The 24,625-nt window shown below is 59.2% G+C and carries 15 protein-coding genes; 4 read left to right on the plus strand and 11 right to left on the minus strand.

What is annotated here, in order from left to right; translation table 11 throughout:
* Window positions 1-192: 192 nt before the first annotated feature.
* The 10 genes from RWZ58_RS04030 to RWZ58_RS04075 form a co-directional block, all read right to left on the minus strand.
* Window positions 193-933 (minus strand): sirohydrochlorin chelatase, encoded by a 741-nt coding sequence (locus RWZ58_RS04030; RefSeq protein WP_239661576.1) that lies wholly within the window; start codon window positions 931-933, stop codon window positions 193-195.
* An 83-nt stretch (window positions 934-1,016) separates the two neighbouring features.
* Window positions 1,017-3,701, minus strand: a complete 2,685-nt coding sequence (locus tag RWZ58_RS04035; protein ID WP_314657592.1) for an HtaA domain-containing protein — start codon at window positions 3,699-3,701, stop codon at window positions 1,017-1,019.
* A gap of 195 nt (window positions 3,702-3,896) precedes the next feature.
* Window positions 3,897-5,516, minus strand: coding sequence for an enoyl-CoA hydratase (locus tag RWZ58_RS04040; RefSeq protein ID WP_314657594.1), 1,620 nt, complete (start codon window positions 5,514-5,516; stop codon window positions 3,897-3,899).
* Window positions 5,517-5,853: 337 nt separating this feature from the next.
* Window positions 5,854-7,683, minus strand: a complete 1,830-nt coding sequence (locus tag RWZ58_RS04045; protein ID WP_314657596.1) for a hypothetical protein — start codon at window positions 7,681-7,683, stop codon at window positions 5,854-5,856.
* A 480-nt stretch (window positions 7,684-8,163) separates the two neighbouring features.
* Entirely contained in the window at window positions 8,164-9,957 is a 1,794-nt protein-coding gene (locus RWZ58_RS04050) for a propanediol dehydratase (RefSeq protein ID WP_314657598.1), read from the minus strand.
* A 298-nt stretch (window positions 9,958-10,255) separates the two neighbouring features.
* Entirely contained in the window at window positions 10,256-12,223 is a 1,968-nt protein-coding gene (locus tag RWZ58_RS04055; RefSeq protein ID WP_314657600.1) for an adhesin, read from the minus strand.
* A 553-nt stretch (window positions 12,224-12,776) separates the two neighbouring features.
* Window positions 12,777-13,784, minus strand: a complete 1,008-nt coding sequence (locus RWZ58_RS04060) for an NADP-dependent oxidoreductase (RefSeq protein WP_314657602.1) — start codon at window positions 13,782-13,784, stop codon at window positions 12,777-12,779.
* Between the two features lie 242 nt (window positions 13,785-14,026).
* Entirely contained in the window at window positions 14,027-15,820 is a 1,794-nt protein-coding gene (locus RWZ58_RS04065) for an LPXTG cell wall anchor domain-containing protein (RefSeq protein ID WP_314657604.1), read from the minus strand.
* Between the two features lie 537 nt (window positions 15,821-16,357).
* The gene (locus tag RWZ58_RS04070; protein ID WP_303962118.1) at window positions 16,358-17,158 is read right to left on the minus strand and encodes an SDR family oxidoreductase; all 801 of its coding nucleotides are present in this window, start codon (window positions 17,156-17,158) and stop codon (window positions 16,358-16,360) included.
* A gap of 138 nt (window positions 17,159-17,296) precedes the next feature.
* Window positions 17,297-17,611 carry a penicillin-binding protein gene (locus RWZ58_RS04075; protein WP_296546439.1) on the minus strand — a complete coding sequence of 105 codons (315 nt, stop codon included), beginning with the start codon at window positions 17,609-17,611 and terminating at the stop codon, window positions 17,297-17,299.
* 202 nt (window positions 17,612-17,813) lie between these two features.
* Here RWZ58_RS04075 and RWZ58_RS04080 point away from each other — a divergent pair, with 202 nt between their 5' ends.
* From RWZ58_RS04080 to RWZ58_RS04095, 4 genes are all read left to right on the plus strand, one after another.
* Window positions 17,814-18,128 carry a hypothetical protein gene (locus tag RWZ58_RS04080; RefSeq protein WP_314657606.1) on the plus strand — a complete coding sequence of 105 codons (315 nt, stop codon included), beginning with the start codon at window positions 17,814-17,816 and terminating at the stop codon, window positions 18,126-18,128.
* A 19-nt stretch (window positions 18,129-18,147) separates the two neighbouring features.
* The gene (valS, locus tag RWZ58_RS04085) at window positions 18,148-20,880 is read left to right on the plus strand and encodes a valine--tRNA ligase (protein WP_314657607.1); all 2,733 of its coding nucleotides are present in this window, start codon (window positions 18,148-18,150) and stop codon (window positions 20,878-20,880) included.
* Window positions 20,881-21,646: 766 nt separating this feature from the next.
* Window positions 21,647-21,853 carry a hypothetical protein gene (locus tag RWZ58_RS04090; RefSeq protein WP_314657608.1) on the plus strand — a complete coding sequence of 69 codons (207 nt, stop codon included), beginning with the start codon at window positions 21,647-21,649 and terminating at the stop codon, window positions 21,851-21,853.
* A 277-nt stretch (window positions 21,854-22,130) separates the two neighbouring features.
* Window positions 22,131-23,696: an LssY C-terminal domain-containing protein gene (locus RWZ58_RS04095; protein WP_314657609.1), complete on the plus strand. Its 1,566-nt coding sequence runs from the start codon at window positions 22,131-22,133 to the stop codon at window positions 23,694-23,696.
* 141 nt (window positions 23,697-23,837) lie between these two features.
* On the opposite strand, the gene RWZ58_RS04100 is transcribed toward RWZ58_RS04095, so the two are convergent.
* Window positions 23,838-24,479, minus strand: coding sequence for a DsbA family protein (locus tag RWZ58_RS04100; RefSeq protein WP_314657610.1), 642 nt, complete (start codon window positions 24,477-24,479; stop codon window positions 23,838-23,840).
* Between the last annotated feature and the right edge of the window lie 146 nt (window positions 24,480-24,625).

The following is a 24,625-nucleotide window of genomic DNA, read 5'->3' on the forward strand; positions in this document are numbered from 1 at the left end:
CAAGGTCTACCCCGTAGAGGTCCGCGACGGCGACGTCTACCTCAAGACCGCCTAAACGCTCAACACTTCTCTCTCAAAGACAGCAACACAAAAACCTCGGGAACATAACGTCCCGAGGTTTTTTGTATGGGTTTTCAGAAGCCTCTCATCAGGCGAGTGAACAGCGAGCGCACTAGCCTGATTTTAAGTCATCTAGGCGGCATCCAGCTGCGCAATAGCGGCATCCATGCGGTCAATAAAGCACTCCGCCACCACGGCAGCAGAAGCGCCACCCTGCGCGTTCACCAGCGGCGCGGCAACCTTCACCGGCACACCGGTCGACTCAGCATCACGGCGCATCTTACCGGCGAAGAACCCCTCCGCCAGCAGGTAGGTCGCGGCAAACTTAGGCTGATGCTCAGCAACCACCTCGTGGAACTTCGGATCAATCGCGGCAACGAAGCCGTGATGCACCGGGGTGTTCAGTTCCTCAGCCAGCAGCTCAGCGGCACGGCTCATGTCCGCACGACCATCAGCACGAGAAGAACCGGCAGCACCCTGAACCACAGGGCCGTCGCCGGGAGTCCAGCCAGCTTCCTCCAAACGGGCGCGGGTCAGCGCGGCAAGGCGCGCATCCGGGCCCAGAGACTCACCAATACTAATACGCTCAATACCGCTATTGCGTGCGGCACGGCGCAAATCCACCTGAGTGTGGAAGCCAGTCGACAGCAGAATCGGCACAATAACGCAGGGCTCATCATTGGGCAGAGAGGCTGCGGCATCATCAACGCTGGGAGATTCCACATCCACATATGCGGCGTGGATACGGTACTCCACGCCGTCGTTACGCTGGGCAAGCAGGAACTTAATCTGCTCACGAATCAGCGTGATAGCCTCGCGACCGGCGACCGAGTCGGTGCCGTGCGAGGTTGCGATTACATTCAGAATAGTCATATTTCCATTGTATGAAAGGAACACCCCGCTCCCCCACTCATGAACACGAGTGGCGAAGCGGGGTGTTGCACGAAGGCTAAATCTTAGCTCTTGCGGCGGCGAGCCACGACCAGTGCGGTACCTGCAGCCAGGGTGATAGCACCAGCTGCTGCGGCGAACATAGCGCCGGATGCGCCGGTCTGTGCCAGCTTCGAGGAGGAGCTACCGGAGGTCGAGGAACCACCTGCGGAAGAACCACCGTTAGAGGAACCGCCGTTGGAGCCACCCTTGTGGCCGGCTGCGTTCTGGTCAGCGGTGCTGCTCTCAGAAGCGGAAGCGCTCGCGGATGCAGACTCGCTTGCAGAAGCGCTCGCGGACGCGGATGCACTCGCAGATGCAGACTCGCTAGCCGATGCGGTCACCGATGCACTGCTGGAGCTGCTTGCGGAGCTCGATGCACTTGCAGAAGCGCTCGAAGAAGCAGATGCACTAGCAGACGCGGATGCGGACTCGCTCGCCGAGGGGGTCACGGCGGGAACGCTCGGAACCGCGGTCGGGGATACGCTCACCGATGCGCTCGGAGTTGCAGAAGCACTCGGGGCAGCAGAAGGCGCCACGGACGCGGTCGGCAGAGATGGCGAGGTGGGCGCTTCCGAAGGCGCTGCGGTGGGTTCTGCGGTCTTGGTGGGTTCTGCAGTTACCGAGGGCTCAGCAGAAGGCGTGACAGTCGGTGCCACGGTGGGCTCCGCGGTGGGAGCAACGGTCGGCTCAGCAGAGGGTGCCTCGGTGGGCGCGACGGTCGGCTCAGCGGGCTTAGTGGGCTCTGCGGTCGGTGCCTCGGTCGGAGCAACAGTCGGCTCCGCAGTCACGGTAGGCTCAGCAGAAGGCGCGACAGTCGGCTCAGCAGTCGGTGCCACGGTCGGAGCTACGGTGGGAGCAACGGTAGGCTCAGCAGACTTGGTGGGCTCGGGTGCCGGGGTCGGTGCCGAGTTCGCTGCCAGGCGGTTCAGCCACAGCTGATCCTCGTAGGTGTTCGGGTTCTCGAAGCTGGTCGGGTAGATGATATCGCCGTTGGGCAGTTCGAGAGCATTGTAGCCGCCGCTCTTGTCGGTCTTGCGCATCGAGGAGAGCACCACCTCGTTCACCTTGTTCAGGGTCTCGTCCATGAACACCAGGCGGGAGCCGGATGCGTCCACCACAACCACGTTGCCCGCACGGGTCAGGAACATGGTGGCGACCTCGGTCTTCTCGAAGCCCTCAAGAGTTGCGGACTCGCGGACCACGCTGAAAGTGCCGTTCTCGTACTTGAGGATCTGCACCTTACCGCCGTACCAGTTGTTCCAACGGTAAATGTAGCCCTTGGGGCTGACCAGGGTCGAGGGCAGGGCGGTGGTGTACCCCTCGGGCGAAGAGTTCGGAACCAGGGACACGCCGTTGCTGCTCAGGTGCAGCAGGTGGCCCTTCTGGACCACGTTCTCGCCAGACGCATCGTAGATGGAGGTCGAGGGCGCGTACACGAAGCTGCCGTCGGGCAGCGGTGCGAGGGTCACGGTGTTGTTGGAGAACGAGTCGCCGTAGTACTCGTCGAGCGAGTAGGCGTTCACAACCTGCGGGTCGATTGAGTCGGGCTTCGGCAGAGCCTGCGAGGTTGCCTTGCCGGATGCGTCAATGATGGTGAGCTTGCCGCCGCCCTGGCCGTCAATGCTGACGATACCCCAGGTGTTGTTGGCGGGGTTGTAGCCGATTGCCTTGACGGTGGTGGTGCCGAGGTCTGCGTTGGAGTAGGTGCCGGAGGAGACGAGCTTACCCTCAGCGGTCACGGTGTACAGCTCGGGCTTGTTGGTCTCGCTGCCGATGACGAGCATGCGGTTGCCGTCAGCGTCCACAGCGAAAACGCCCTTGATCGCCTTCAGCACGCCGGTGTCGGTCATCTTCAGGTTGGAACTGGTCAGCACGGTGTAGGTGGTGTCACCGCTGAAGCTCGGGGGTGCCACGTGAACGATGTGGTTCTTGCCCAGACGTGCGGTGTTCTGGGGCAGGTTCACGCCCGCGCCGGTGTTGTAGGACTCGGCGACGCTGTAGGCGCTCTTGGGGGTGTTTGCTGCGTTACCGGTGTAGGAGATGCTCAGCGGGTCGAGGCTGGCGCCTTCGTTGTAGAAGTCGGAGAAGGCGTGGTTACCGTCGGCGGTCAGGTTCGCGGAGATGCCGCTGATGCTGACTACGCCGTCCTTCTCGCTCTGCTTGGCGGTGCCGGTGCTCAGGGTCGCCATCTTGACTTCCACGGGGCCCTCGAACTTGCCGGAGGCGTAGTTCTTGGTGCGCACGGTCATGTAGAGGGAGCCGGTGCCGTCCGCGAGGTTCAGTTCCACGCGGGGGTTGGAGAAGGTGAGGTTCAGGGCGCAACCGGTTTCGGGGTCCTGGCCTTCAGCGCAGTGGCCGGTGAACCAGAGGCGACCGGCAGCCTGCAGGGTGACCTGCTTGCCGTCTTCGGAGACGGTGGTGGAGGTCGGGGTGAAGGTGAACTGCTTTGCGTTTGCGTCCCAGGCTGCGCCGTCGGTCATTTCGCGGGGCATACCGTTGTAGGACAGGAAGGAGGCGCGCACACCCCAGCCGAAGGATGCGCTGGTGCTTGCCTGGTCGCCAGCTGCGGCGTTCTGCGCGGCAACGTTCTGGGCAGCGATATTAATGTTCTCGGCGAGAACGGGTGCCAGGGGCAGGGCGACAGCGCCAGCGACGGCGAGGGCGCAGGCTCCCTTGGAGAGGCGGGTGCCAGATGTGAAAATCTTCATTGGTGTGTATCCATGCTATCGACATTGTTAGGACAGGCTTACTATATCGATAGAGTGAGTATTTCTCAAGATACACACCAAGTGAACCGTTTTATGACAAAGCACCTCACAGCACACTGACGGGGTAAAACGCCTACCCCACACCAGCACATCTCAACAGGCAACAGGGGCTGCTACTCTCCCACCCCTACGCGACTAATCCTTCTTCGAGGTGTGCATACGTGACATGCCCAGGGCACCAAGAATCAGGCCGCCACCCAGGGTCACCAAAATCGGCAGAAGGGGCGAGCTCTTATCCAGGTTGCGGGTAATCTGTGCCTCCGACGCCTTCACACCATTCGGCGATCCGGGCTCGGTACGCACCTGCGAAGAGGACCCGTTGAGAATCGCGGCACGGCGAGACTGAGCCGCCGAATCGGTGCCGGAAGGCAGATTAGACTCGGGGGTTGCCACCTGAACAGGCTGCGCCTCCTCAGTGCGGTACCCCAACGCCGAAGAAGACGCAGCGTCAGAGCCGGCGCGAGGAACAGAAATCGTGGCGTCGTTCGTGCCCGGAGCCATAGCGGTATCAGCCTGGATTCCGCGGGTCTTACTCTTAGCCTCCACAGCGGGTGCCTTCGCGCCGGATGCACCCGTAGCCTCAGCAGTAGCCGAAGGAGACGCAGAAGGCGCCGCAACAGGCTTCCCCTCGTTCTTAGCCGAAGAACCAGACGACACTCCACCATTCTCAGCAGACGCCTGGGTCACCGTAAAACGCACCGTATTGAGCTGAAGGTTACCGTCACCGGAAGCGTCAAAAGCCGCCACCAAGTAGGTCCTACCAATCTGCAGGGACGCACCGGGCACACCAATCACAGCATCGAAAACACCCGCAGAAATGGATTCCGGGCCAACATGCACAATGGCGAGCGCGTCACCCACAGTATTACCGTTGGAGTCGATTTCCATGACAATCAGGTCGTAGCCCTTATCGTTCTGGGGGAAGTTCGTGACATGGACCGTGACGGGCTTCGTGTCATCCTGGGAGTTGCCCTGCGAATCCTGAATAGACATGTGCGCCTTGCCATCGCGCTGGTTCATCGGGTCGTACACGCTGGTGTCTTCGGAGACAACGTACTGGCCAGAAGCGTGGTTCTGCGAGTTATCTACGGTACGGCGAACCGTGTCAGTGGCGGTGGGTGACGTAGCGGTGGGTGAAGGCAGATTCACCGTTTCGGGGGTCGGCTGAGCAGTCGCCTCGCCGTTTTCTGCTTCTTCACGCTCAATATCAACCGGCGGCTCGGTGGGCTTTGCCTTACCGTTGCGCGGATCAGTGGTCTCGACCAGGCGGTTCCCCTGCTCGGTCACAAAAAAATCGTAAGAGGCGCCGTGGGCGGCATCTTCCAGAACAATCACGTACACGACGTTCGAGTCCGACGCGGGGCTCATCAGAAGGCGAAGCTCCCCCTCCTTAGTGCCTTCAGACAGGGTCGGGCTCTCCAGGACGGAACCGCCGTACTCACCGGAAGGGGTGTAGAAGTTCACGTCAACCAGAACGCTGGAAGCCTCCAGCCCCTCAGGGAAGCCTGTCCAGCGCAGAAGGTAGCCACCATCCTTGAGCTGCGCCTTCATAGTGATTTTGGAGGCGGCACCCTGACCCCCGGAGTTCTGTTCAGATTGATCCGGGGTGGCGTTCAGGGTCGTGGTTTTCTGCACGGCAGAGTGCGTCGTGACGGGTGCCTCCGTCGCGACAGAGGGTACAACAAGCCCGCACTGAAGCCCCGCAACCAAAACGGTTGCGGTGACAATACGATGCTTCGCTGAATAAATACTCATGCAATGCGTCTTTTCATGGTGGAAATGTGCGCGCTACTGCTCGTTCTTCACGTGCTACACGGAGCCCATCGGAGCGTCATGCTTCCGGATTCGTCGTACCGTGCTCCGCTTCGTATTTCAGGTGGTGAAGACCTGACAATAGCTCGCATCTATTTATCGGTTATTTCAACCCTATCACGAACCTTAAGATTTATTCACTCGTGGGTAGAGTTTTTTTGAACACCCTGAACGCACGACTCGCCCCCGCTATCTACATCTGCAGATAGCGGGGGCGAGCATTCCTCATGAAACGAAAAACATACTATACAGAGCTGGTAAAAAACGCCTGATTAGCGCATTAGCCACCCAAGAAACCGCGGCGGTGAGCCATCCAGGCGGCACCAACCACCAGCGCCAAACCGACACCACCAAGAGCCCAGAAAGCTACACCGTGCTGAGCAACCTCTTCGCTAGCAGGAGCCGCAGTGGAAACCGCAGCCTTCACGCCCCCCTGGCGGTCAGTACTCGGGTTAGAGTACACCTGAACAGCATTCGAGTTCGCAGAAGCAGAACGGTTATTAGTTTCCGAATGGACGACGGGCGTAAAGCCCTTATTGCCGTTACCAGAATTTGCCGAAGCTACTTTTTCCTCATCCGTCAGAGCGTCCAGGTTCGCAGCAACAGCGATAGACGCCGGATCAGAACCCGAGCTGTACACCGAAACCTGGTTAGTGCGGGTCGGCTCGAAAGCCGAACGCGGGGTCATCGTGCGTGCCTGAGCCAAAGTCTGCAGAGCCTGACGCTGACGCTCAGCCTTCGCCTCCTGCGCCTTGGACATGGCGTTCACCGCATCCAGGGTGGAGCGGGGCGCACTCATGGCAGACTGGCTGGAGCCCGACTGGGTTGCATCCGAATGGGTAGAGACGGCGCTAGTAGCGGCGGAGGGGCTACCCTGAGTGCCGCCGGTTGACTCAGCCGCGTTGGCGCTGGGCGTGAGCGATGCGCTCGCATCCTGGCGGGGCAGCTCATCCTTCTTCGAGGAGGTTGCATCACCGGCCGCCTCGCTACTGACCTTGAAACGCACCGAAACAACTTCTTCGGCATAGTCAGTGTCGTCGGAACGTACCAGGTAGGCGGTGTACACCGAGCCGGTCTTCAGCAAAGAACCGGGCATGCCGATCTCTTCCTTGAAGGCGCCATTCACGATGCGGTCAGAGCTGATGTGGGTAATAGACAGCGCATCACCCTTGTGGTTGCCACTCATATCGGTTTCAACCACGATCAGGTCGTAGCCAGCCGCGTTCGCGGGCACGCGCTCCGCGCTGATAGTGACCGGCTTGGTTTCCTTATCGGAGCGAACCTCAGCATACGCAACCTTCAGTTCCGCAGCACTCAGAGTCTGGGTATCACGCGAAGAGGTGGAACCGCCGGGGACCTGCTCCAGCTTCTGGGTGTGGATGTCGAGATTCGGGTTTTCAGCGGACTCAGAGGGAACCTCGGTCTTAACCTTGTCCTTGCTGCCCTTCTGGTCTGCAGACTGCTGATTTTTCTGCTCCTCTTCGCGGAGCTTATCCAGCGTCTTCAGCTCGTCAATGGTGGGCACCTGGTGGGCGTTTTCGTTCTTGTCCACCATCACCTCGTCAGAGTCGTCCTCCACCGGGATAGTGTGCGGCACGAGGGAGCCCTCAGAGATCATGAATTCGCCGTAGCCCGCATCGGAGGTCGCCAGGTCCATGGCGCTCATGGAGTAGTAGCCTTCCTGGGGCATCTGCGGCATTTCGAAGGTGACGAGCATCGAGCCGTCGTCAGCACGCTCAACCTGCATGGCGGACGGCTCGTAGGTGTCAGTTCCGAGCACCGTGCCGGTGGTGCCGTAGTACTGCACTACCAGGTACACCTTGGAGGCGTCACCCACGTAGCCGCCTTCGTAGAGGGGCGCGAGCTTAATGGTTGCCTGACCGTCCTTAATGGACTGCACGCGAATCTCGATGGTGTCGATTTCAAGTTCGAGGTCTTCGTAGGGGCATCTCGAATCAAATTCGCTATTAATCAGAGAAGACAGGCAATCATTCACATTAATTGCTTCAGCCTCCACTGCGGAGGCGCTAGGAAGCACAAAAGCGCCTGCACCTAGAGCGGCAACAAGCGAAAAAGCATGAATGCGTTTCGGAAGTCGAGTGATAGTCATGTGTGCCATTTCGATCGATGTAGGCGCAAAGCGTGGACTAGGGACGGCTCACCACAAGCCCGGTGTTTCTATCCAAGTATTTGCGCACCAGTACGTCGGTTACACCCTAGCCTAACACGGATATTGCACTAAATGTTGTATTGCATTCATGCGCTAAAACTTTATGTCGCAATAATTGCCGAAATAAAAGGGAATTAAATACTTTACTGAGATATAAATAACGTAAAATTCGAATGCCATAAAATATTCCCAGCAGTGCACTAAAAGATTTTTTTACACCGTCCCAAGGCGCGACAGAACCACTGTATAACAGGGCCACTATAGAACTGAGCCGCTGTATAACAGAGCCAACGCCCGGGCACACAGAAGGCGCCCCACCAAACACGCACCCACACGGCACGCACTCGGTAGAGCGCCTCCCACTCAACAACTCCCCTACAGAGAGCCACGCTTCACAGCACAAAGCAGCAGATAGCCGAACTACTCAGCCCCCAGCTCCTCAACACCCTCAAGGCGACGACGATACACATTCACCGCCACAGCAGTACCCACAAAGGCAACCGAACCCAGCAGAGCAATACTCAGCGGCAAAGTACCCTCCGGCAGCGGACCGTTATCCTGAGCACTCGCCTCCAGCTTGGAACCAGAAGAATCACCGCGCGACTTCGAGCTACGCGTATAGAAACTACCCGAACCGGCAGTACCCGCATTCTCCTGCGGCGAAGCAACAGTTACCGTCTCCCCCTCAAGAGACTGATAACCCAGCAGGTTCACCACGGTACGACCCGGTAGCATCACCGCATAACCAGACATCACCATCGTCGAAGGAACCACCGCAGTCTCAGCCACAGAACTACGAGCCTGCGCGGTAATCGCACGAGCAGACTGCTGCGCCTGCACAATATACCCCAGAGCGCTATCCACCGACGGAATCTTAGCAACCGAATCAGTCACCAAATCCTGAGCGTCCGCCGAGGCATCTGAAGAGTCCACAGCGTTCACACGGCCCGAAGGAGCCGAAGGGCTCACGCGCTGATTCACATCAGAAATAATCGGGCTCACCGGGCGAACAGTAGTATTCGCAGGCTTCGGAGCCGAATCAACAGGAACCGCACGCTGAATCACGCTCACACCAAAAGCACTGGTTGCCATGAGCTTCAGCTCCTCGGTGGAGTCACCACCCACCACAACCACGCGGTAACGCTTACCCGCATGCAAGGAGGTTCCGGGCACCTTCAAATCAGCAGAGAAGGAAGCGTCGGTCACCTGCTGCGGGCTCACGTGAGTGGTCGCCAGCGGCGAACCCACCGCACCGCCATCGGCGGGCATTTCAAAGACCATCACGTCATAACCCAGGCCGCTCTCCGCCACGTTCCTAGCGCGCACGCTAATCGGCTGCAGCTCATCCGAGCCGCGCAGTTCTGCGGTGGAAATTTCCAGGGTCGCCTCGCGAGTCTCCGCGGGAGCCTGATTGGAGCGGGAGTGCACCAGCAGACGATCCTCGGTCACCTCAGCGGGCGCCGCATCATCGGACGCAGAAGCACTAGCCGAATCAGAGGCGCTAGCGGATGCGCTCGCAGAAGGACGCGCCAAAGCGCTCTGCGATGCGGACGGTGCCACAGAAGGTGCCGGAGCAACCGTCGGGCGCGGACTATCCTTCGCGGTGCTCGGGGATGCGCTGGGGCTCAGGGACACCTCGGGAGCGGGGTTCGCCTCCACACGGTTAGCGCGGGGAACACCGGGGGTGTCCGGGAAGAAAATGTTCTGGCGGCTCGCCAGGATTTCGTCAACGGTCACACCGTGCTCAGGCATGAACTCCACCGAAACGGTGTCATTGGTGCGCAGGTTCAGCACCTCAACCATGTACGGCTGCTCAACATTCAGGCGCTGGTGAATACTGACTTCCAGGGCACCCTCATCGTTCAGAGAGGCAGTCATCTGGGAGGCGGGCACAGTCATAGCCGCCACGGGACCGTCATCAACGGAAATAGCGACCAGGCGAACCTTTAGATTCTCCAGAGAGGTTACGCCGGTCAGCGACAGCAGGGTGTAGTCCTTGCTCTGAGCAACCAAGTCCAGGGTAATGTCGTGGCTAACCACATCGGTGGCAACGGCGATGGGAAGTTCAGGCTTAGGAGACTGCTGAGTCTGCGCGTGAGCGGCAGATGCAAAGGTTGCGGGGGCCAGAGTTGCAGGCGCGACGGAGCCGCCCAAACCGAGGGCAGCAGACGCTACTAGCGCCGCGCCGCGAGCAGTTCGCTGCGTGGAAAACATGGTCACCTATTTTCGTGAGTGAGTGCGATGAATCGTCGTATGACTCCTGCGCCCAAAGGTCGGAAGTAGGCGCAGAATAACGGTTCTCTGATATCGGTGACCGGAGGCGCTTCACAGCGACTCCCCACCTCGGGGTGAGCGAGGTGGTAAAGAGTGATAGTACCGTCTATGACAGCACTCTAAATTATAGGTATAACCTTAGAAAAAGTTAAAGATGTAGGGACGCCCGAATCTTGCATTTCGGACGTCCCTACATCTATGTGCATATTTTGCCTAGTGGGGCAATAATTGCTCCGCTTTAGCGGCGAGAATTGAGCTGCATCTCACTACGGCGACGGCGGCTCAAACGCATACCGGCAAGCAACGACAGCGATCCGGCTGCGCTAATGACCAGCATATTGGAGGCGCCGGTAGCCGCCAGCTGCTCACGCTTCTGCTGGGTACCGGCGGTAGCCTTCTGACCGCCAGATGCCTGTGCTTCAACCTTCTGAGCAGAAGCATTCTGAACGGGGGCGCTCTCCCCTGCCTTCTGCTCGGTGGCGGAGGCCTGATCAGTCACGGGAGCAAACTCGGTAGAAGCAGATTCGACAGATACAGATTCGGTGGACTCAGCAGGTGCCGAGGCATCAGCTGCAGGAGCCTCAGCCGCAGGTACATCCGCCGCAGGTACATCCGCCGCAGGTGCATCCTGCTCAGGGGTTGCGGGCGCGTTATCCACGCTATCGCGCGCAACCGTGAAGCCGCCGTTGACCATGCGCACGGTACCCTGCTCATCCTCCGCTACAGCACTCACGCGGTAGGTGGTGCCGGGCTTGAGTTCCGAGCCGGGAATCTGTACCTGGGCCGTGAAAGCGCCGGAGGCGTCAATCTCAGAAACATCAGCCGAAGCAATCACACCACCGGTTGCTACGCCGTATTCGTCGACAGCATTAACCATCAGGTGCACCGAGTTAACGCCGGTGAAGCCTTCGCCGCGCAGGGTCAGAGTCTTCGTGGAATCGCTTTCGGGAACTACGGTTTCTTCTACGTGCAGGCGGGCGGTCATCACAGGGTTAGCGGTGTTGTTGGTCTGTTCTTCGGTGGTGTTGTGGACGCGGTCAAAGACGGTGTTGCGCGGCAGGCTGTAGTGGCGGCGCGGGTCATCCTCGGGCAGTACGTGGTCGAACTGCTCGACGGGGCTCACGGCAACTGCCTGCTCAGGCTGAACGCTCGGGGCACCCTGGTCGGACTGAGTCTGCTCAGCCTGGGCAACCTGCTCGGGCTGCGCCTCCTCTTCAACCTGTGCCTGCTCCGCCATTGCGCGCTCAGCGGTGGCAACCGGAGCGGAGCCGTGCTGTACATTCCAACCATTCATGAAGGGAACCTCAACTTCCTGGGCGGTGTAACCATTAGCAGCAGAGGGTGCAACCTCAACACTCAGCACGTAACGCAGGTTCTCGTGGACACCCTGCACTTCTTCCAACATGGATCCGGGTACTTCAATGCCATCCAGGAGGGTGCCGTTCACGACGTCGGCACGTGCGGGAGAAACAGCCAGCAGCATACGGTTACCCTGGCTATCCAGGGCGTAGACGTAGGTCATCACTTCGAAAGCCTGCGCCTCACCCAGACCGGTAACCTTGTAGACCACCAGGTTCTTCTCCTGCGGGATTTCCATCTGACCCGAGAGGATCTGAACATTGAGCGGCTCGTCCTGGGTATTGGTGGGCAGCACTTCCAGGGGTGCGGAGGAGTTATAGGAGGGATCCTCGGTTGCGTAGCCCTTGGCAGGGTCAACCACGGCGGTTGCCACGACGTACTGCTGGTCGGGGTCGAGGGTACCTGCGGGCAGGGTCAGCTGGGTGCTGAAGCGGCCACCTTCTACATCAAGCTCAGGCACTAGGGTCATCGTCACTGCGGAACCACGGCCCAGCGCGTAGAGGGGATACTGGCGGTACTCGCTGACGTACACCGCCACACCGTACCGCTCAACAGGACCACCAGTGAAGCCTTCACCACTGACGGTGATGCTCTGGGAGCGTGCGGGGTTAATGACAACGCCCTGCTCTACGTACACCTGAGGGGAATTCTGGGCAGCAACGTTTTCGATGGGGGTTGCGTTTGCCTCGGAGGGAGGGTTATCGGGTTCCACCGTAGTCGGTGAAGCCATTCCGCCGGTATTCTGCACCTGCACATCTGCGTGCGCAGCACCAACACCGGTGACCGAGAGGACGGAAGCAGCAATAGCAGCTGTTGCTCGGGTTTTTGAGTGAGCGGGTTCGGGCATGGGACACACCTTTTCTGTGAGTGTGAACGATACCCTCCGGAGGGTGCCACGGATCGAAGCTGGACGGGTGCCTCTTCGGGTTTGAATGTTATAACGTACGGACTAGTCATAACGTTCATGTAGTGGTGGAAGTTGCTGCGAAGGGAATCGCTCTATTTATCGGTAATTCCACACTAACAATACTTTTCTTGTTATTGCTGTAAATACGCTATGCATCCTCATTATTTTCCTGTGCAATAACCCACACAGAATATTTTTTACCCTCCAGAACGGCATCAAGGGCACTCAAACTGCATGGACTAGGCGAAATTTTTAAACTCTCCCTTGAAGTTCAGGGTTTTATTGCATGCATATGCAGTTTTAATGGATTTGAGATAAAGATATTCTGCACATTCATGCATTTAATTTATTTCTTTTAAGTGAAAAAATCGCAGGTCACACTGCTTTTACACATACATTCTCTAAAAGAGTGCATACCAATAACCACACGCCAAATAACATGCGCACAATCATTCCGCCGCACCACCCCCCATCACCCTCAGTAATAAACTCCCTATGAATCGGTAATACGAACGACTCTCTTGCCGCGCGTATGACCAGACTTCAAATCGCGGTAGGCTGCACGGACGTCCTCAATCGTGAATCCATACACCCGCTCCAAGCGGATTGACACCTTCCCCCTGGTAACCAGTTCAGCTAGAACCTCGAAATCTCCGCGCTCCGAGTGGCGGGGGCCGGTAAACTGCGCTCCCCTAATCATGACCTTGGGCGAAGGAACGAGAGTTCCAATATCTTTACCCTTCAGACCCAGCGAGAATGCCAAGCTGACGTAGTCGCCACCATAGCAGTCCAGGAACTTCGTCACGCGGCCTTCAGCAGCCTTAAGCACACGCTCCCTAACGCCCTCACCGTAGGCAACCGGAACAGCACCCAGCGACCTAACAAATTCGGCATTCGCAGCCCCCGCGATTCCGACGACCCGTGCGCCGCGAGCCACCGCATACTGCACGGCGGTGGACCCAATTCCGCCCGAGGCTGCAGAGATGACCACAGTATCGCCCGCACCCACGCCAATATGGCGGAAGGCGCCTCCCACGGTCAGGGCCGCGACACCCATTGCAGCGGCATGGTCAAAATCAATGGAGGCGGGCTTAAGCGCAATATCACCGGTATTCACGCAAATTTCCGTAGCTAGAGACCCCCTCTTGGTACCCAGACCGGGGGCACTAACAATGGTTCCGAAGACCTCGTCACCCACATGGTAACCCGATACACCGTGCCCTACCTCAGTCACAGTGCCGGAGAAATCACGCCCCACTCCGCGAGGAAACTGTGCTTTCTTCGATTCAAACCAGCGGCGGGGGTTCCTGATTTTCATGACGCGCGAGAGCATCTTGAGCTGAGGAGAACCCTCAAAGATTTTATAGTCCACAGGATTCAGGCCGACCGCATGCACCGCAATCTTTACCTGCCCCTCGCCCGGACTCTCCTCCGGTACACTCACAAACTTCAGATTCTCCACCGACCCAAAGTGGTCGTACTGTACTGCCTGCACACCCATCGCCTCTCATTCCCCTCTTCCCAATTCGGGATACCCAAACCTGCAAGCTCAGGAAACCCACCACGGACAAATCTGCACCGGTTTGTCCGTCTCATGCGGTTATTACATTCCGCAAAATACCGCTTTGCACGTTGTTCCCACTGTTCTGAACACGCAGAAACGCCCTCGCGGTCTCCTAGGAATATTTTATTCCCAAAGAAACCACGAGGGCGTTTCATAAAACTCTATGCGAAGGATAAACCTTAGAGGCTGCGGCGGCGCAGGAGCATCAGTGCGGCACCAGCAATCAGAGCTGCAGCACCAACACCTGCAATACCTGCAACACCCTCAGCACCAGTGTGTGCCAGCTGCTGCTTCGAAGAGGAAGAAGAGGTCGAAGAAGAACCCTGGTAACCGGAGGTGCTCAGACCGTGGCCCTTCGAAGAGGTAGCAGCGGATGCGTTGCCAACCTTAGCCTTGGGTGCCTGAGAAGAAGGCATGCGGGTCTCGGTTACGACAACCGAACCGTCTTCGCGCATTTCAGCAGTGAAGACGCTGGTGGTGCCATCGCCGTTATCGCGAACGGTGGTGTTATCACCCTCGGTAGCTGCCGGCAGAGTCGGAGCCGGGTGGTCTGCGTCGCTCACAACAGCGGTGGTGACTGCCACCTGGTGTACCAGACCGTTGGGGTCGCTGGTTGCCACCATTGCGTAAGCAAAACCGGGCTGCAGACGCTCGGACAGGATGCTGACCTTCGCGCGGAAGGTGCCCTCCATAATTTCGGAAGCGGGCACATCGTAGGTTGCCAGAGCCTCACCGGTGATGTTGCCGTTAGCATCCAGGCGGTAGATGTTGATCTGAACGCCCTGAGCAACAGACTCGTGGGTGAAGCCGGAACCATTAATGGTCAGAACGTTGTACTGGTCGTTCGGATCCAGGGAAGCATCCTCGGTGGTGAGGGTTGCGTTCTCGGGTGCCGCGGGAGCCTCGGGAGCGGGGGTCTCAGTCTGCTCAGGTGCCGGGGTGTCAGTCTTGGGGGCTTCCGGAGCAGGAGTTTCTTCCTTGGGTGCCTCAGTCTTGGGAGCCTCGGGTGCCGGGGTCTCTTCGGTCTTCGGGGTCTCCGGTGCCGGGGTTACGGGAGCGGGAGTCTCGTCAGCCTTGGGGGTCTCAGTCTTAGGAGCCTCAGGAGCGGGGGTCTCTTCGGTCTTCGGAGCCTCGGGAGAGGTGGACTCGGTGACCTTGAAGGAGGAGAGAGCTACGAGCTTCTGTTCAGGCTGACCCTGCGGGTTGCTGACAGCAACCAGAGCGTAGGATGCGCCGGCAGGCAGCTTGCTTGCTTCAACGGTGAAGGCGGTCTTGAAGGAGCCGTCCTGAATCTGGTCTGCAGACACGGAAACGGTTGCGATGGCATCGCCGGTGACCTGGTTGTTTGCATCCAGTGCGTAGATGCTGACCTGAACGCCGGGGCCGACCTTCTCACCGTAGAAGCCGGTTGCAACAACGCTCACGGTGTTGAACTGTGCGTCGCCGGGGAAATGAGCGTTCTCAATAACGACGGAGGGGTCAGCCTGTTTTGCCTCGGGGGCGGGGGTTGCCGGGGTGGTGGGCTCCGGGGTTGCAGGAGCAGGGGTCTCAGCCTTAGGAGCCTCTGCCTTGGGGGTTTCTGCCTTGGGAGCCTCGGTCTTAGGTGCTTCGGTAGCCTCTGCCTTGGGAGCTTCGGTTGCTTCAGCCTTAGGTGCTTCAGCCTTGGGAGCCTCAGCCTTAGGTGCTTCAGCCTTAGGTGCTTCAGCCTTAGGTGCTTCAGTTGCCTCAGCCTTGGGGGCTTCGGTTGCCTCAGCCTTAGGTGCCTCGGTCTTGGGAGCTTCAGCCTTGGGGGTCTCGGTTGCGTTGCCGCCAGGCAGGGAAGAAGTCTGAGCGGTTGCCTTCTGGTCGACAACCTGCTGTTGCTGATCAGCGGGTGCTTCTGCCGCGAAAGTTGCCGGGATTGCTGCCACGGAACCGGCAGTAAAAGCTGCCGCTGCTGCGATCTTGTAAACGCGACGGGTAGTCTTCGACATTTTTCCTCGATCTCTGAATTATCGGTGTTGAACCTACCGTGGTGCGCCCCCGTCTTTGAAGGTGCAGTAGGCCCATACATGGGTGTGACTGCTAAAAGGCTAGCATTCGACCCTGGACGTTTACACTGCTTATCACTATCTTTGCATAACTGTAATGAAATCGTTATAAAACTACCCCTTAAGTTGAGGTTTAATACAGACCAATTAGGGGATTTCATGGTCATCTATTGACACACGAGGGCATAGAACCCTGTCTTTTGATTGCATTTGAAGAAAATATAGGGTTTTCCGTAGGTAATTTTGGTGCATCATTTTCACTTTAGTGAACCTTAAAGTCTCACGTACCACTTTATAGTTACCTCAAGCTCCCCTTCATGCCTCTCCCCTGCCCTCAAAGGCCCTCAATCACCTTCAGACATGCCCTCAATGTGCGCTCTGAGAACGCAGAGAAATGCCCCGCCCGCATCCAACTTACGCGGATGCAGGCGGGGCTACCAAAGCCTCGCTGAGGATCAAGCGTCACGGCGTGCCGCGAGTTTAGCTTTCCTTGCGGATCACCTTGAACTGGCTCGGCTGAGCCACTGGGCGAATCGTGATGCGGTCCAGGTTCACGTGGTGCGGAACGTTCAACGCAAAGGTCACGGTCTGCGCCACGTCCTCAGCGGTCAGGGGCTTTTCAACGCCCGCGTAGACGCGCTCGGCGGCTTCCTTGGAACCCAGACGGTTCAGAGAGAACTCCTCGGTGTGCACCATGCCCGGGCAGATCTCAATCACGCGAATATTATTCTCTGCCTCTTCCAGGCGGAGCGCCTCGGTCAGGCCGCGAGCGCCGAACTTCGCCGCATTGTATCCGGCACCGCCCTCGTAGCCGTGCTCGGCAGCGGTGGAGGTCAGGTTCAGAATCGTGCCGTGGCCGTTCTGTCGCAGCGCCTCCGCGAAAGCGCGCACCATGTGCAGAATGCCAAGCACATTCATCTGATACATCTTCAGATAGTCATCAGGCTTACCCTCTGCAACCTTGTCCACACCGATAGCGCCGCCAGCAATATTGACCAGGGCATCAATGGTGCCCTGCTCTTCCAGAATCTGCTCGGCCACGAACTGCACGGACTGCTCGTCGGTCACATCGCAGGTCACCGGGTGAGCACCGGTCTCCGCGTAGAGGGTGTAGAGGCGGTCGGTGCGACGAGCTAGAGCATAGACGGTCCAGCCGCTCGCCACGAGCTGCTGTACGGTGGCTCGGCCAATACCGCTGGATGCGCCGGTCACCACGGCAACTTTGCCGTCACCGGTATGGGGCAGGAAAGGAGATGCAGGAATGTGGGTGTTCTCAGTCATACTTTAATCCTAGTAGAGTGATGCCCGCGGGTGCTCTGTTCGAGCAGACTCGCGGGCATATATTTTGAAATTTTCGATAGTGAGACAGTGCCGGCAACGCCGCCGTTCGGGGTGAACAGTACAGGCGCTATCACCCTGCTACTTGCGGCGGCGCGGCAGACCCCAGCGGCTCCTGCCGCCGTCACGGAATCCGAGGCGATGCTCAAAATACACGGGCGAGCTACTACCGGTCTTAATCGTGTCCGGAGGGACCGTACCCTCACGCGCAGACAGCAGATAAAGAACCGCAGCGCCGGGCATGAACACAATCAGGGGCAGTACGAAACGCATGCGTGCCTCACCGTAACCGCTACGCACCGTCAAATGCCAGACGCACAACGCCACCAGCACCAGGTGCAGTATCAGCAGAACAGTTTCAGGCGTACCCAAACCAAAAATACTTAGAGAACTCATTGGCCGCTCCTCAAAGGTCGTGTACTTTCAGTCTACGCCGCACCCGCGCCCCTGAGAAGGATTCGTGAGCTGTTGATAGGCAAGATTTTCGCGCCTACACTGCAGGTAACCGAGGCAGGATATGAGGGGTCATCTCCCCCATTGCCTTTCCGCCGAGTTTTCCGCTGAATCGCCGATTACTCCTCGTATAGGGAATCTCCACATGACAGCAACACCGCACCAGCGCATCGCCGCGCTACACGAGCAGCGCCGAGCGCTCCAGCAGCGGGCGCGCACTATCCGCGCCACCACCGGAACCCCCTACAGTTCCGAAGTTCACCTGCTGCTCGGTCAGAGCTACCTCGACCCCGCCAGCTGGCAAGAACTCACCGCCTCCAGCGGGGTCCGCGCCGCAGTACGCAGGGCACAAGTTGTGCGCCGGTACAAGCCCCTCCTGGCACGTCTAGAAGCCGCCATCGACCAGTACGAACAGCGCGGTACAGCACAGAATTCCCCTGGAGCTGAGAGAACGCCGTGAATATGAGAAAATAGCCGTTATGGCTGAAAACATTTTGGGCTCAGACTCGCCCGTACAGATTAACGTTCCCGACCGCCCCGCCCTCGAAGGCCTCGAAGAGAAGCTCTCGCAGCGCTGGGCCGATGAGAAGACCTACGCATTCGACGAGAACACCACTCGCGAACAGGTCTACTCCATTGACACCCCGCCGCCGACCGCATCCGGCTCCCTGCACGTGGGTCACATGTTCTCCTACACCCAGACCGACGTCATTGCACGCTACCAGCGCATGACCGGCAAGAACGTGTTCTACCCCCTCGGCTGGGATGACAACGGCCTGCCCACCGAACGCCGCGTTCAGAACTACTACGGCGTTCTCTGCGACCCCTCCGTGGCAGACAACGAATCCTTCCGCGACCTGATCACCTGGAAGGCAGACGGCACCCCCAAGCCCGACCGCAGCCAGGCAAAGTGGCCGCGCATCTCCCGCAACAACTTCATTGAACTCTGTGAAGAACTCGCGGTTGAAGACGAGAAGGTCTTCGAAAACCTCTTCACCGCCCTGGGTCTGTCCGTTGACTGGTCGCGCACCTACCGCACCATCGACGCGCACTCCCGCAAGGTCTCCCAGCTCGCCTTCCTGAAGGACCTGGAAGCAGGCAACGCCTACATGGCAGAAGCACCGACCATGTGGGACGTCACCTTCCGCACCGCAGTGGCACAGGCTGAGCTGGAAGATAAGGAACGCCCCGGCGCGTACCACCGCATCAGCTTCCACCGCCCCAACGGCGAGAAGGTCTGGATTGAGACCACCCGCCCCGAGCTGCTGCCCTCCTGTGTGGCTCTCGTGGCGCACCCGGACGACGAGCGTTACAAGCCGCTGTTCGGCACCACCGTCACCTCCCCGCTGTTCGGCGTTGAGGTCGAAATCAAGGCGCACCCGCTGGCACAGCCCGATAAGGGTGCCGGTATCGCCATGATTTGTACCTTCGGTGACACCACCGACGTCACCTGGTGGCGTGAACTGCAGCTGGACACCCGCGCCCTCATCGGTCGCGACGGCCGCTTCTCCCGCGAAACCCCCGAGTGGATCACCTCCGCTGAGGGTCGCGAGCGCTACGAGCGCATGGCTGGCGCCACCGTCTTCACCGCACAGAAGACCGTCGTGGAAATGCTGGTTGAGGCCGGCGAAATGGACGGCGACCCCAAGCCGATTACCCACCCCGTGAAGTTCTACGAGAAGGGTGACAAACCCCTCGAAATTGTGGCTTCCCGCCAGTGGTACATCCGCAACGGTGGCCGTGACGCTGCACGCCGTGAGAAGCTCATCGAGCGCGGCCGCGAAATCAACTGGTACCCCTCCTTCATGCGTAGCCGCTACGAGAACTGGGTTGAGGGTCTGAACGGCGACTGGCTGATTTCTCGCCAGCGTTTCTTCGGTGTCCCCTTCCCCGTCTGGTACCCGCTGGACGCTGAGGGCGAGCCGGACTACGAGAACCCGATTCTGCCCTCTGAGGACATGCTGCCGGTTGATCCCGCATCGCAGGCTGCTCCCGGTTACACCGAGGATCAGCGCGGCGTAGCGGGCGGCTTCATCGCCGACCCGGACGTTCTGGACACCTGGGCCACCTCCTCCCTGACCCCGCAGATTGCAACCGGTTGGGGCGTGAACCCGGACCTGCACGCAAAGACCTTCCCCATGGATCTGCGCCCGCAGGGTCACGACATCATCCGCACCTGGCTGTTCTCCACCGCCGTACGCTCCGAGACTCTGGCTTCCTCCGTGCCGTGGTACAACACCGCGCTCTCCGGCTGGATTCTCGACCCGGACCGCAAGAAGATGTCCAAGTCCAAGGGCAACGTCGTGGTCCCGAACGAGGTTCTGGAGAAGTACGGTTCGGACGCTGTGCGCTACTGGGCGGCTTCCGCTCGCCTGGGTGCTGACACCGCCTACGACGAAGGCCAGATGAAGATTGGCCGCCGCCTTGCGATTAAGCTGCTGAACGCATCCAAGTTCGTGCTGAACCTGGGCGCTACCGAGAAGTCCGTGATTACTTCTCAGGCTCAGGGCCGCGTGCTCATCAACGCCCTGGACCGCTCCCTGCTGGCTCGCCTGGCGTACCTGATTGAAGAGGCAACCGCAGCATTCGAGAAGTACGAGTACGCTCGTGCTCTGCAGATTTGCGAGAGCTTCTTCTGGTCCTTCACCGACGACTTCGTCGAGCTGATTAAGGACCGCGCGTACGGTGCTCGCGGCGAAGAGGAGCAGGCTTCCGTTCTTGCCGCGCTGGCAACCACCCTGGATGCCCTGCTACGTCTGTTCGCTCCCTTCCTGCCGTTCGTGACCGAAGAGATTTGGTCCTGGTGGCGTGCAGGTAGCGTACACCGCGCCGAGTGGCCGCAGGCACTGCCCATCCTGGAGGGCACCCTGCTGGCTGAGTACTCCGCTCAGAACCCGACTGCTGGCATCTCTGCTCAGTGGGTCCTGGCGGACGCTGACCCGGCTCAGATTGAGTCGCTGAAGCAGATCCTGCCGGATGTTGCTGAGGCTCTGGGCGGTCTGCGTAAGGCTAAGAGCGACGCGAAGGTTAAGCAGCGCACCGAGGTTGAGTCCGCTACTATTGCGGCTCCTCAGGCTCAGCTGGATCGCATTGCCGCTGGCTTGGCTGACCTGAAGGCTGCCGGTAACGCTCGTGAGCTGTCCCTTGTGGCAGCTGAGGGCGAGCTGGAGGTTCGCGACGTTGTGCTCGTTGTTGAAGAGGCAGCTGAGTAATCGAATCTAGCGTTCATCGCTTCATGTCGCATCGCTGAATGTTACAGCGCGATGCGGCATTGAGGACGGGGCGGTACCGATTGACGGTACCGCCCCGTTTTCTGTGTCTGCGGTTCGTTGGTTTCTGCAGACAAGGCCCCGGAGAGCATGCTACTCGACTGCACACGGTGCTTTGCAGGGTGCTTTTACGACTCTGACTAGAGGCTTTACACATTCAGCAGCCGCGGGTGCCTGCGCCCATCCGAGAGAACCTTCACTATCCCCTCCCCCAGCGATGTGGGATTTAGCCCGCTACTCTGTGGGTAATTGTGGGATTTTCAACCCCTTTTTCTGTTCATCAATGTGCAAAGAGCATAATCAACCTTATGAGATTGACTGTCACTTTATGTATGATTGTTGATGCGAGGGTTTTACCATCAGGAACAACCCTCTATTCAACTTCAGCAACGAACAAATCACCGGTACGAGCAAAGACATACCCCGACCAACCGCACGACAGTAAACCACCCCCGTCAGGCGCAGCGATGCATCCTGACTCTGACCCGCGCCAAAGTAGGCGCACCCGTATTACCCCATGAATTCACACTCTTCATCTTCCGGATTACCGCAAGAGCCTCATGCGAGGCAGAGCTCAGTTAGCTCACCGTCAGGAGCGCAAGCAAACATCTCTCCCGATCAGCTTCAGCACTATCACACGAGCCTGAACGAATACATCAGCCAGGCACGTGAGCACGCCCAGGCGCTGCGTGCCAGCTACACCAACGAGGTGTACGAGCTGTGGCATCAGCACATTTCCACCAGTGCTGCCGCCGATGAGGCGAGCATCGCCTCCGGTTTGTTGACCGCTCAGCAGCTTGAGGAACTGACCCGCAAGTGGGTGCGCCTCATGCGTGAGAGCCGCGACATGCTGCATCACGAAAGCACTATTGCTGCGGCACGTGCCGCGGTTGAGGCTAAGCCCCTCCCCGAGTAGGAATCCCCACTGCAGGGACTCCCTGCACAGTACATGTCTACTTTGGGAAGGTACGAATAGGGCTAGCACTCCCCCTATTTCTTCTGTTGTTCATTTCTCCCGTTATTCAACGCATTTTCAGCTCACGCTCCGCGCGTTGAAACAGCCCGTGATTCCGCGGCGGGGCTATCGAGCCAAGCGATTAAGCCCTGCCCGGAACGGACGCATCTGGCAACCCGCCCCTTGCTATAGTTATGTGATATTCAAAGAGCCTAACTATGTTGCAGAAAGGGCGGGAATGTCCCACCAAAAACGCGTCCTACGGCCTATACGTAGCGATGTTGCTCCCCCAGTCACCTCGCCACCGGTCTACCGTGGTGATATTGACACGCGCGGTGCGGCGCAGGACCTCGTCCCGCGTAGCTTCTGGGTTAATTTCTGGGATACTCTCTTCTTTATCTTCGCCGGCGTCGCCGCCCTCGTGCTGACCTTCATGATTCTGGCGAATACGGTCGGCCACTCATGGTGGGGTTTTCCCATTGCGATTATCTTCTGGGCGGTCACCGCGTACCTGACGCTACCGCGTTTTCATGCCATCATGACCCGCATCTACGTGCCCGACTATTTCATTGGGCGCACCCGCACCCCGGACGGTCTGCTCGGCGACCCGGTCAATATCGGCCTGATTGGTACCGAGGAGCAGATTCACCAGGTCATGCAGGATGCAGGCTGGACCCGTGCTGACGACGTCACCCTCGTCTCCTCCTGGAAGATTATTCTTTCCACCATCACCCGCCGTTCCTACGCGGAGGCGCCGGTCTCCCCGCTGAAAATTTTCGGCAAGACGCAGGCTTTCGCCTACCAGAAGGAAGTGGACGGCAACCCCGAGAAACGCCACCACGTGCGCTTCTGGAAGACTCCGGACGGCTGGCTGTTGCCGGGTGGTCACCAGGTGGATTGGCTGGCGGCGGGCACCTACGACTCCGGTGTGGGTTTCAGCTTCTTCACCCTGCAGGTCACGCACCGCATTGACGCTGACACTGACTTCGAGCGCGACTACATTGTGGAGTCCATCCAGTACGCTCACCCGGAAACCCGCGTTGAGATTCTGCACGATTTTTCCTCCGGCTACCACGCCCGCAACGGTGGCGGCGACACGATTCGTACCGACGGTGCGCTGCCGGTGGTCATTCTCAACAATGAGGGCCTGGAGCCGCAGGAGCAAGAAGAAATTCACCTCTCCAGCGCTCACGACCTGGCGTACCGCATGCCGCTGAGCCTGCTGGTCGGTTCGGGTATGCTCATCGCCGTGACCCTCGCCGATATTGTCAACAGCGTCATTCTGGCGCTCAGCCGCCCGGCACTTCGCGCCAAGCTGCTGGAGGAAGGCTCCGGCAACGATCTTGAGTTGTTGAACCTCTTCGACCAGGTGGATAGCGACGTGCTGCTGACCATTACCGGTACGGTGCTGGTGGGGTTTGTGGCGATTTATTCGGCGGTGCACCTGTTCCTGCTGTGGAGCACCCTGCGCGGCTCGTCGAAGGCTCGCCGACTGGCTCTGCTGTTGACGGCGCTGAACTTCGCGGCGATTACCGGCGGCGTGCTGTGGGGGCACCAGTCCCTGCCGCTGTCCACGATTTTCTTCCAGCTGGGCGTTGCCGTGTTTGCGATGCTGGCGTTCACCTCGGATGCGGCGGTTCAGTACACGGCGACCCGCACCTTCCACATGCGAGATACGAAGATTGTGCAGCGGGCAACGCACCCGAAGGTTCTGGAGCACAGGGCACAGCGCAAGGCGAAGAAAGCACAGCATGCGCAGCAGACACGCAAGGCTACTGCTGCGAGCCGTAGCCACCGTGCGTAGCCTGCTAGCCCTCAGCGCGACATAGTGAATAGAAAAGTACCGCCCGGTCAGTTCATGACCGGGCGGTACTTTTATGCTCTGCGACCTCAGACTCTACCGAGCCTCAGCGCACTGCAGGGCTCTCAGCGCGCTGCAGGGTTCTTAGGCTTCGCCGTCCTCACCGTGGAAAATCGGGCCCACGTTACGGGGGCGCTTGAGCTCAAAGAAGCCGGGGTAGGAAGCCAGCGCCAGGGCGCCGTCGAAGAGCTTACCTGCCTCTTCACCAGCGGGGCTCGGGGAAATGACCGGGCCGAAGAACGCGGTGCCGTTAATGGAAATCAGCGGAACACCCACGTCGGTGCCGCCCACGGTCTCCAGGGCGAGGTCCAGGGATGCGCGCATCTGCTCATCGTACTGGTCGGTGAAGGCTACGTCCGCCAGCTCTGCGGGCAGGTTGACCTCCTCCAGCGCCTTGACAATCGCGTCGCGGTAGGAATCAGCCTTGTTGCTGTTGTGGTGAATCTGCTCGCCCAGAGCGTCGTAGAGGGGCTTGATGACCTCGTTACCGTGCAGCTCACGCACAGCGGTAATGAGGCGGGTCGGCGCCCAGGACTGGTCCATCATTGCCTGGTAGTCGGCGGGCAGCTCGCGGCCCTGGTTGTGCATGGACAGGGAGAAGGGGCGCCAGGTCACCTCAACGTTGCGGACCTTCTGCACCTCACCAATCCAGCGGGAGGTAATCCAGCACCAGGGGCAAATCGGGTCGAACCAGAAATCAACCTGTGCGGGTGCATTCTCAGCCATGAGTGTTCCTCTCTCATACGGTTGCGCCAGCCGCTTCATGAGCCGGCGCTTATTCTTCGGTACACGCTCTTCAGCACACGCCCTTCAGCACATGCCAGCGAGCGGTACCTGCTAGTGAGCCGTCACCCCGTATAACCGGGGCGACG

The sequence above is a fragment of the uncultured Rothia sp. genome, from assembly GCF_963544205.1.
GTDB lineage: Bacteria > Actinomycetota > Actinomycetes > Actinomycetales > Micrococcaceae > Rothia.

What these genes read in the sequence shown, in the direction of transcription:
- RWZ58_RS04030 (WP_239661576.1), bottom strand. Translation starts at nt 933, where the DNA reads ATGACTATTCTGAATGTAATCGCAACCTCGCACGGCACCGACTCGGTC.
- RWZ58_RS04035 (WP_314657592.1), bottom strand. Translation starts at nt 3,701, where the DNA reads ATGAAGATTTTCACATCTGGCACCCGCCTCTCCAAGGGAGCCTGCGCC.
- RWZ58_RS04040 (WP_314657594.1), bottom strand. Translation starts at nt 5,516, where the DNA reads ATGAGTATTTATTCAGCGAAGCATCGTATTGTCACCGCAACCGTTTTG.
- RWZ58_RS04045 (WP_314657596.1), bottom strand. Translation starts at nt 7,683, where the DNA reads ATGACTATCACTCGACTTCCGAAACGCATTCATGCTTTTTCGCTTGTT.
- RWZ58_RS04050 (WP_314657598.1), bottom strand. Translation starts at nt 9,957, where the DNA reads ATGTTTTCCACGCAGCGAACTGCTCGCGGCGCGGCGCTAGTAGCGTCT.
- RWZ58_RS04055 (WP_314657600.1), bottom strand. Translation starts at nt 12,223, where the DNA reads ATGCCCGAACCCGCTCACTCAAAAACCCGAGCAACAGCTGCTATTGCT.
- RWZ58_RS04060 (WP_314657602.1), bottom strand. Translation starts at nt 13,784, where the DNA reads ATGGGTGTGCAGGCAGTACAGTACGACCACTTTGGGTCGGTGGAGAAT.
- RWZ58_RS04065 (WP_314657604.1), bottom strand. Translation starts at nt 15,820, where the DNA reads ATGTCGAAGACTACCCGTCGCGTTTACAAGATCGCAGCAGCGGCAGCT.
- RWZ58_RS04070 (WP_303962118.1), bottom strand. Translation starts at nt 17,158, where the DNA reads ATGACTGAGAACACCCACATTCCTGCATCTCCTTTCCTGCCCCATACC.
- RWZ58_RS04075 (WP_296546439.1), bottom strand. Translation starts at nt 17,611, where the DNA reads ATGAGTTCTCTAAGTATTTTTGGTTTGGGTACGCCTGAAACTGTTCTG.
- RWZ58_RS04080 (WP_314657606.1), top strand. Translation starts at nt 17,814, where the DNA reads ATGACAGCAACACCGCACCAGCGCATCGCCGCGCTACACGAGCAGCGC.
- valS (WP_314657607.1), top strand. Translation starts at nt 18,148, where the DNA reads ATGGCTGAAAACATTTTGGGCTCAGACTCGCCCGTACAGATTAACGTT.
- RWZ58_RS04095 (WP_314657609.1), top strand. Translation starts at nt 22,131, where the DNA reads ATGTCCCACCAAAAACGCGTCCTACGGCCTATACGTAGCGATGTTGCT.
- RWZ58_RS04100 (WP_314657610.1), bottom strand. Translation starts at nt 24,479, where the DNA reads ATGGCTGAGAATGCACCCGCACAGGTTGATTTCTGGTTCGACCCGATT.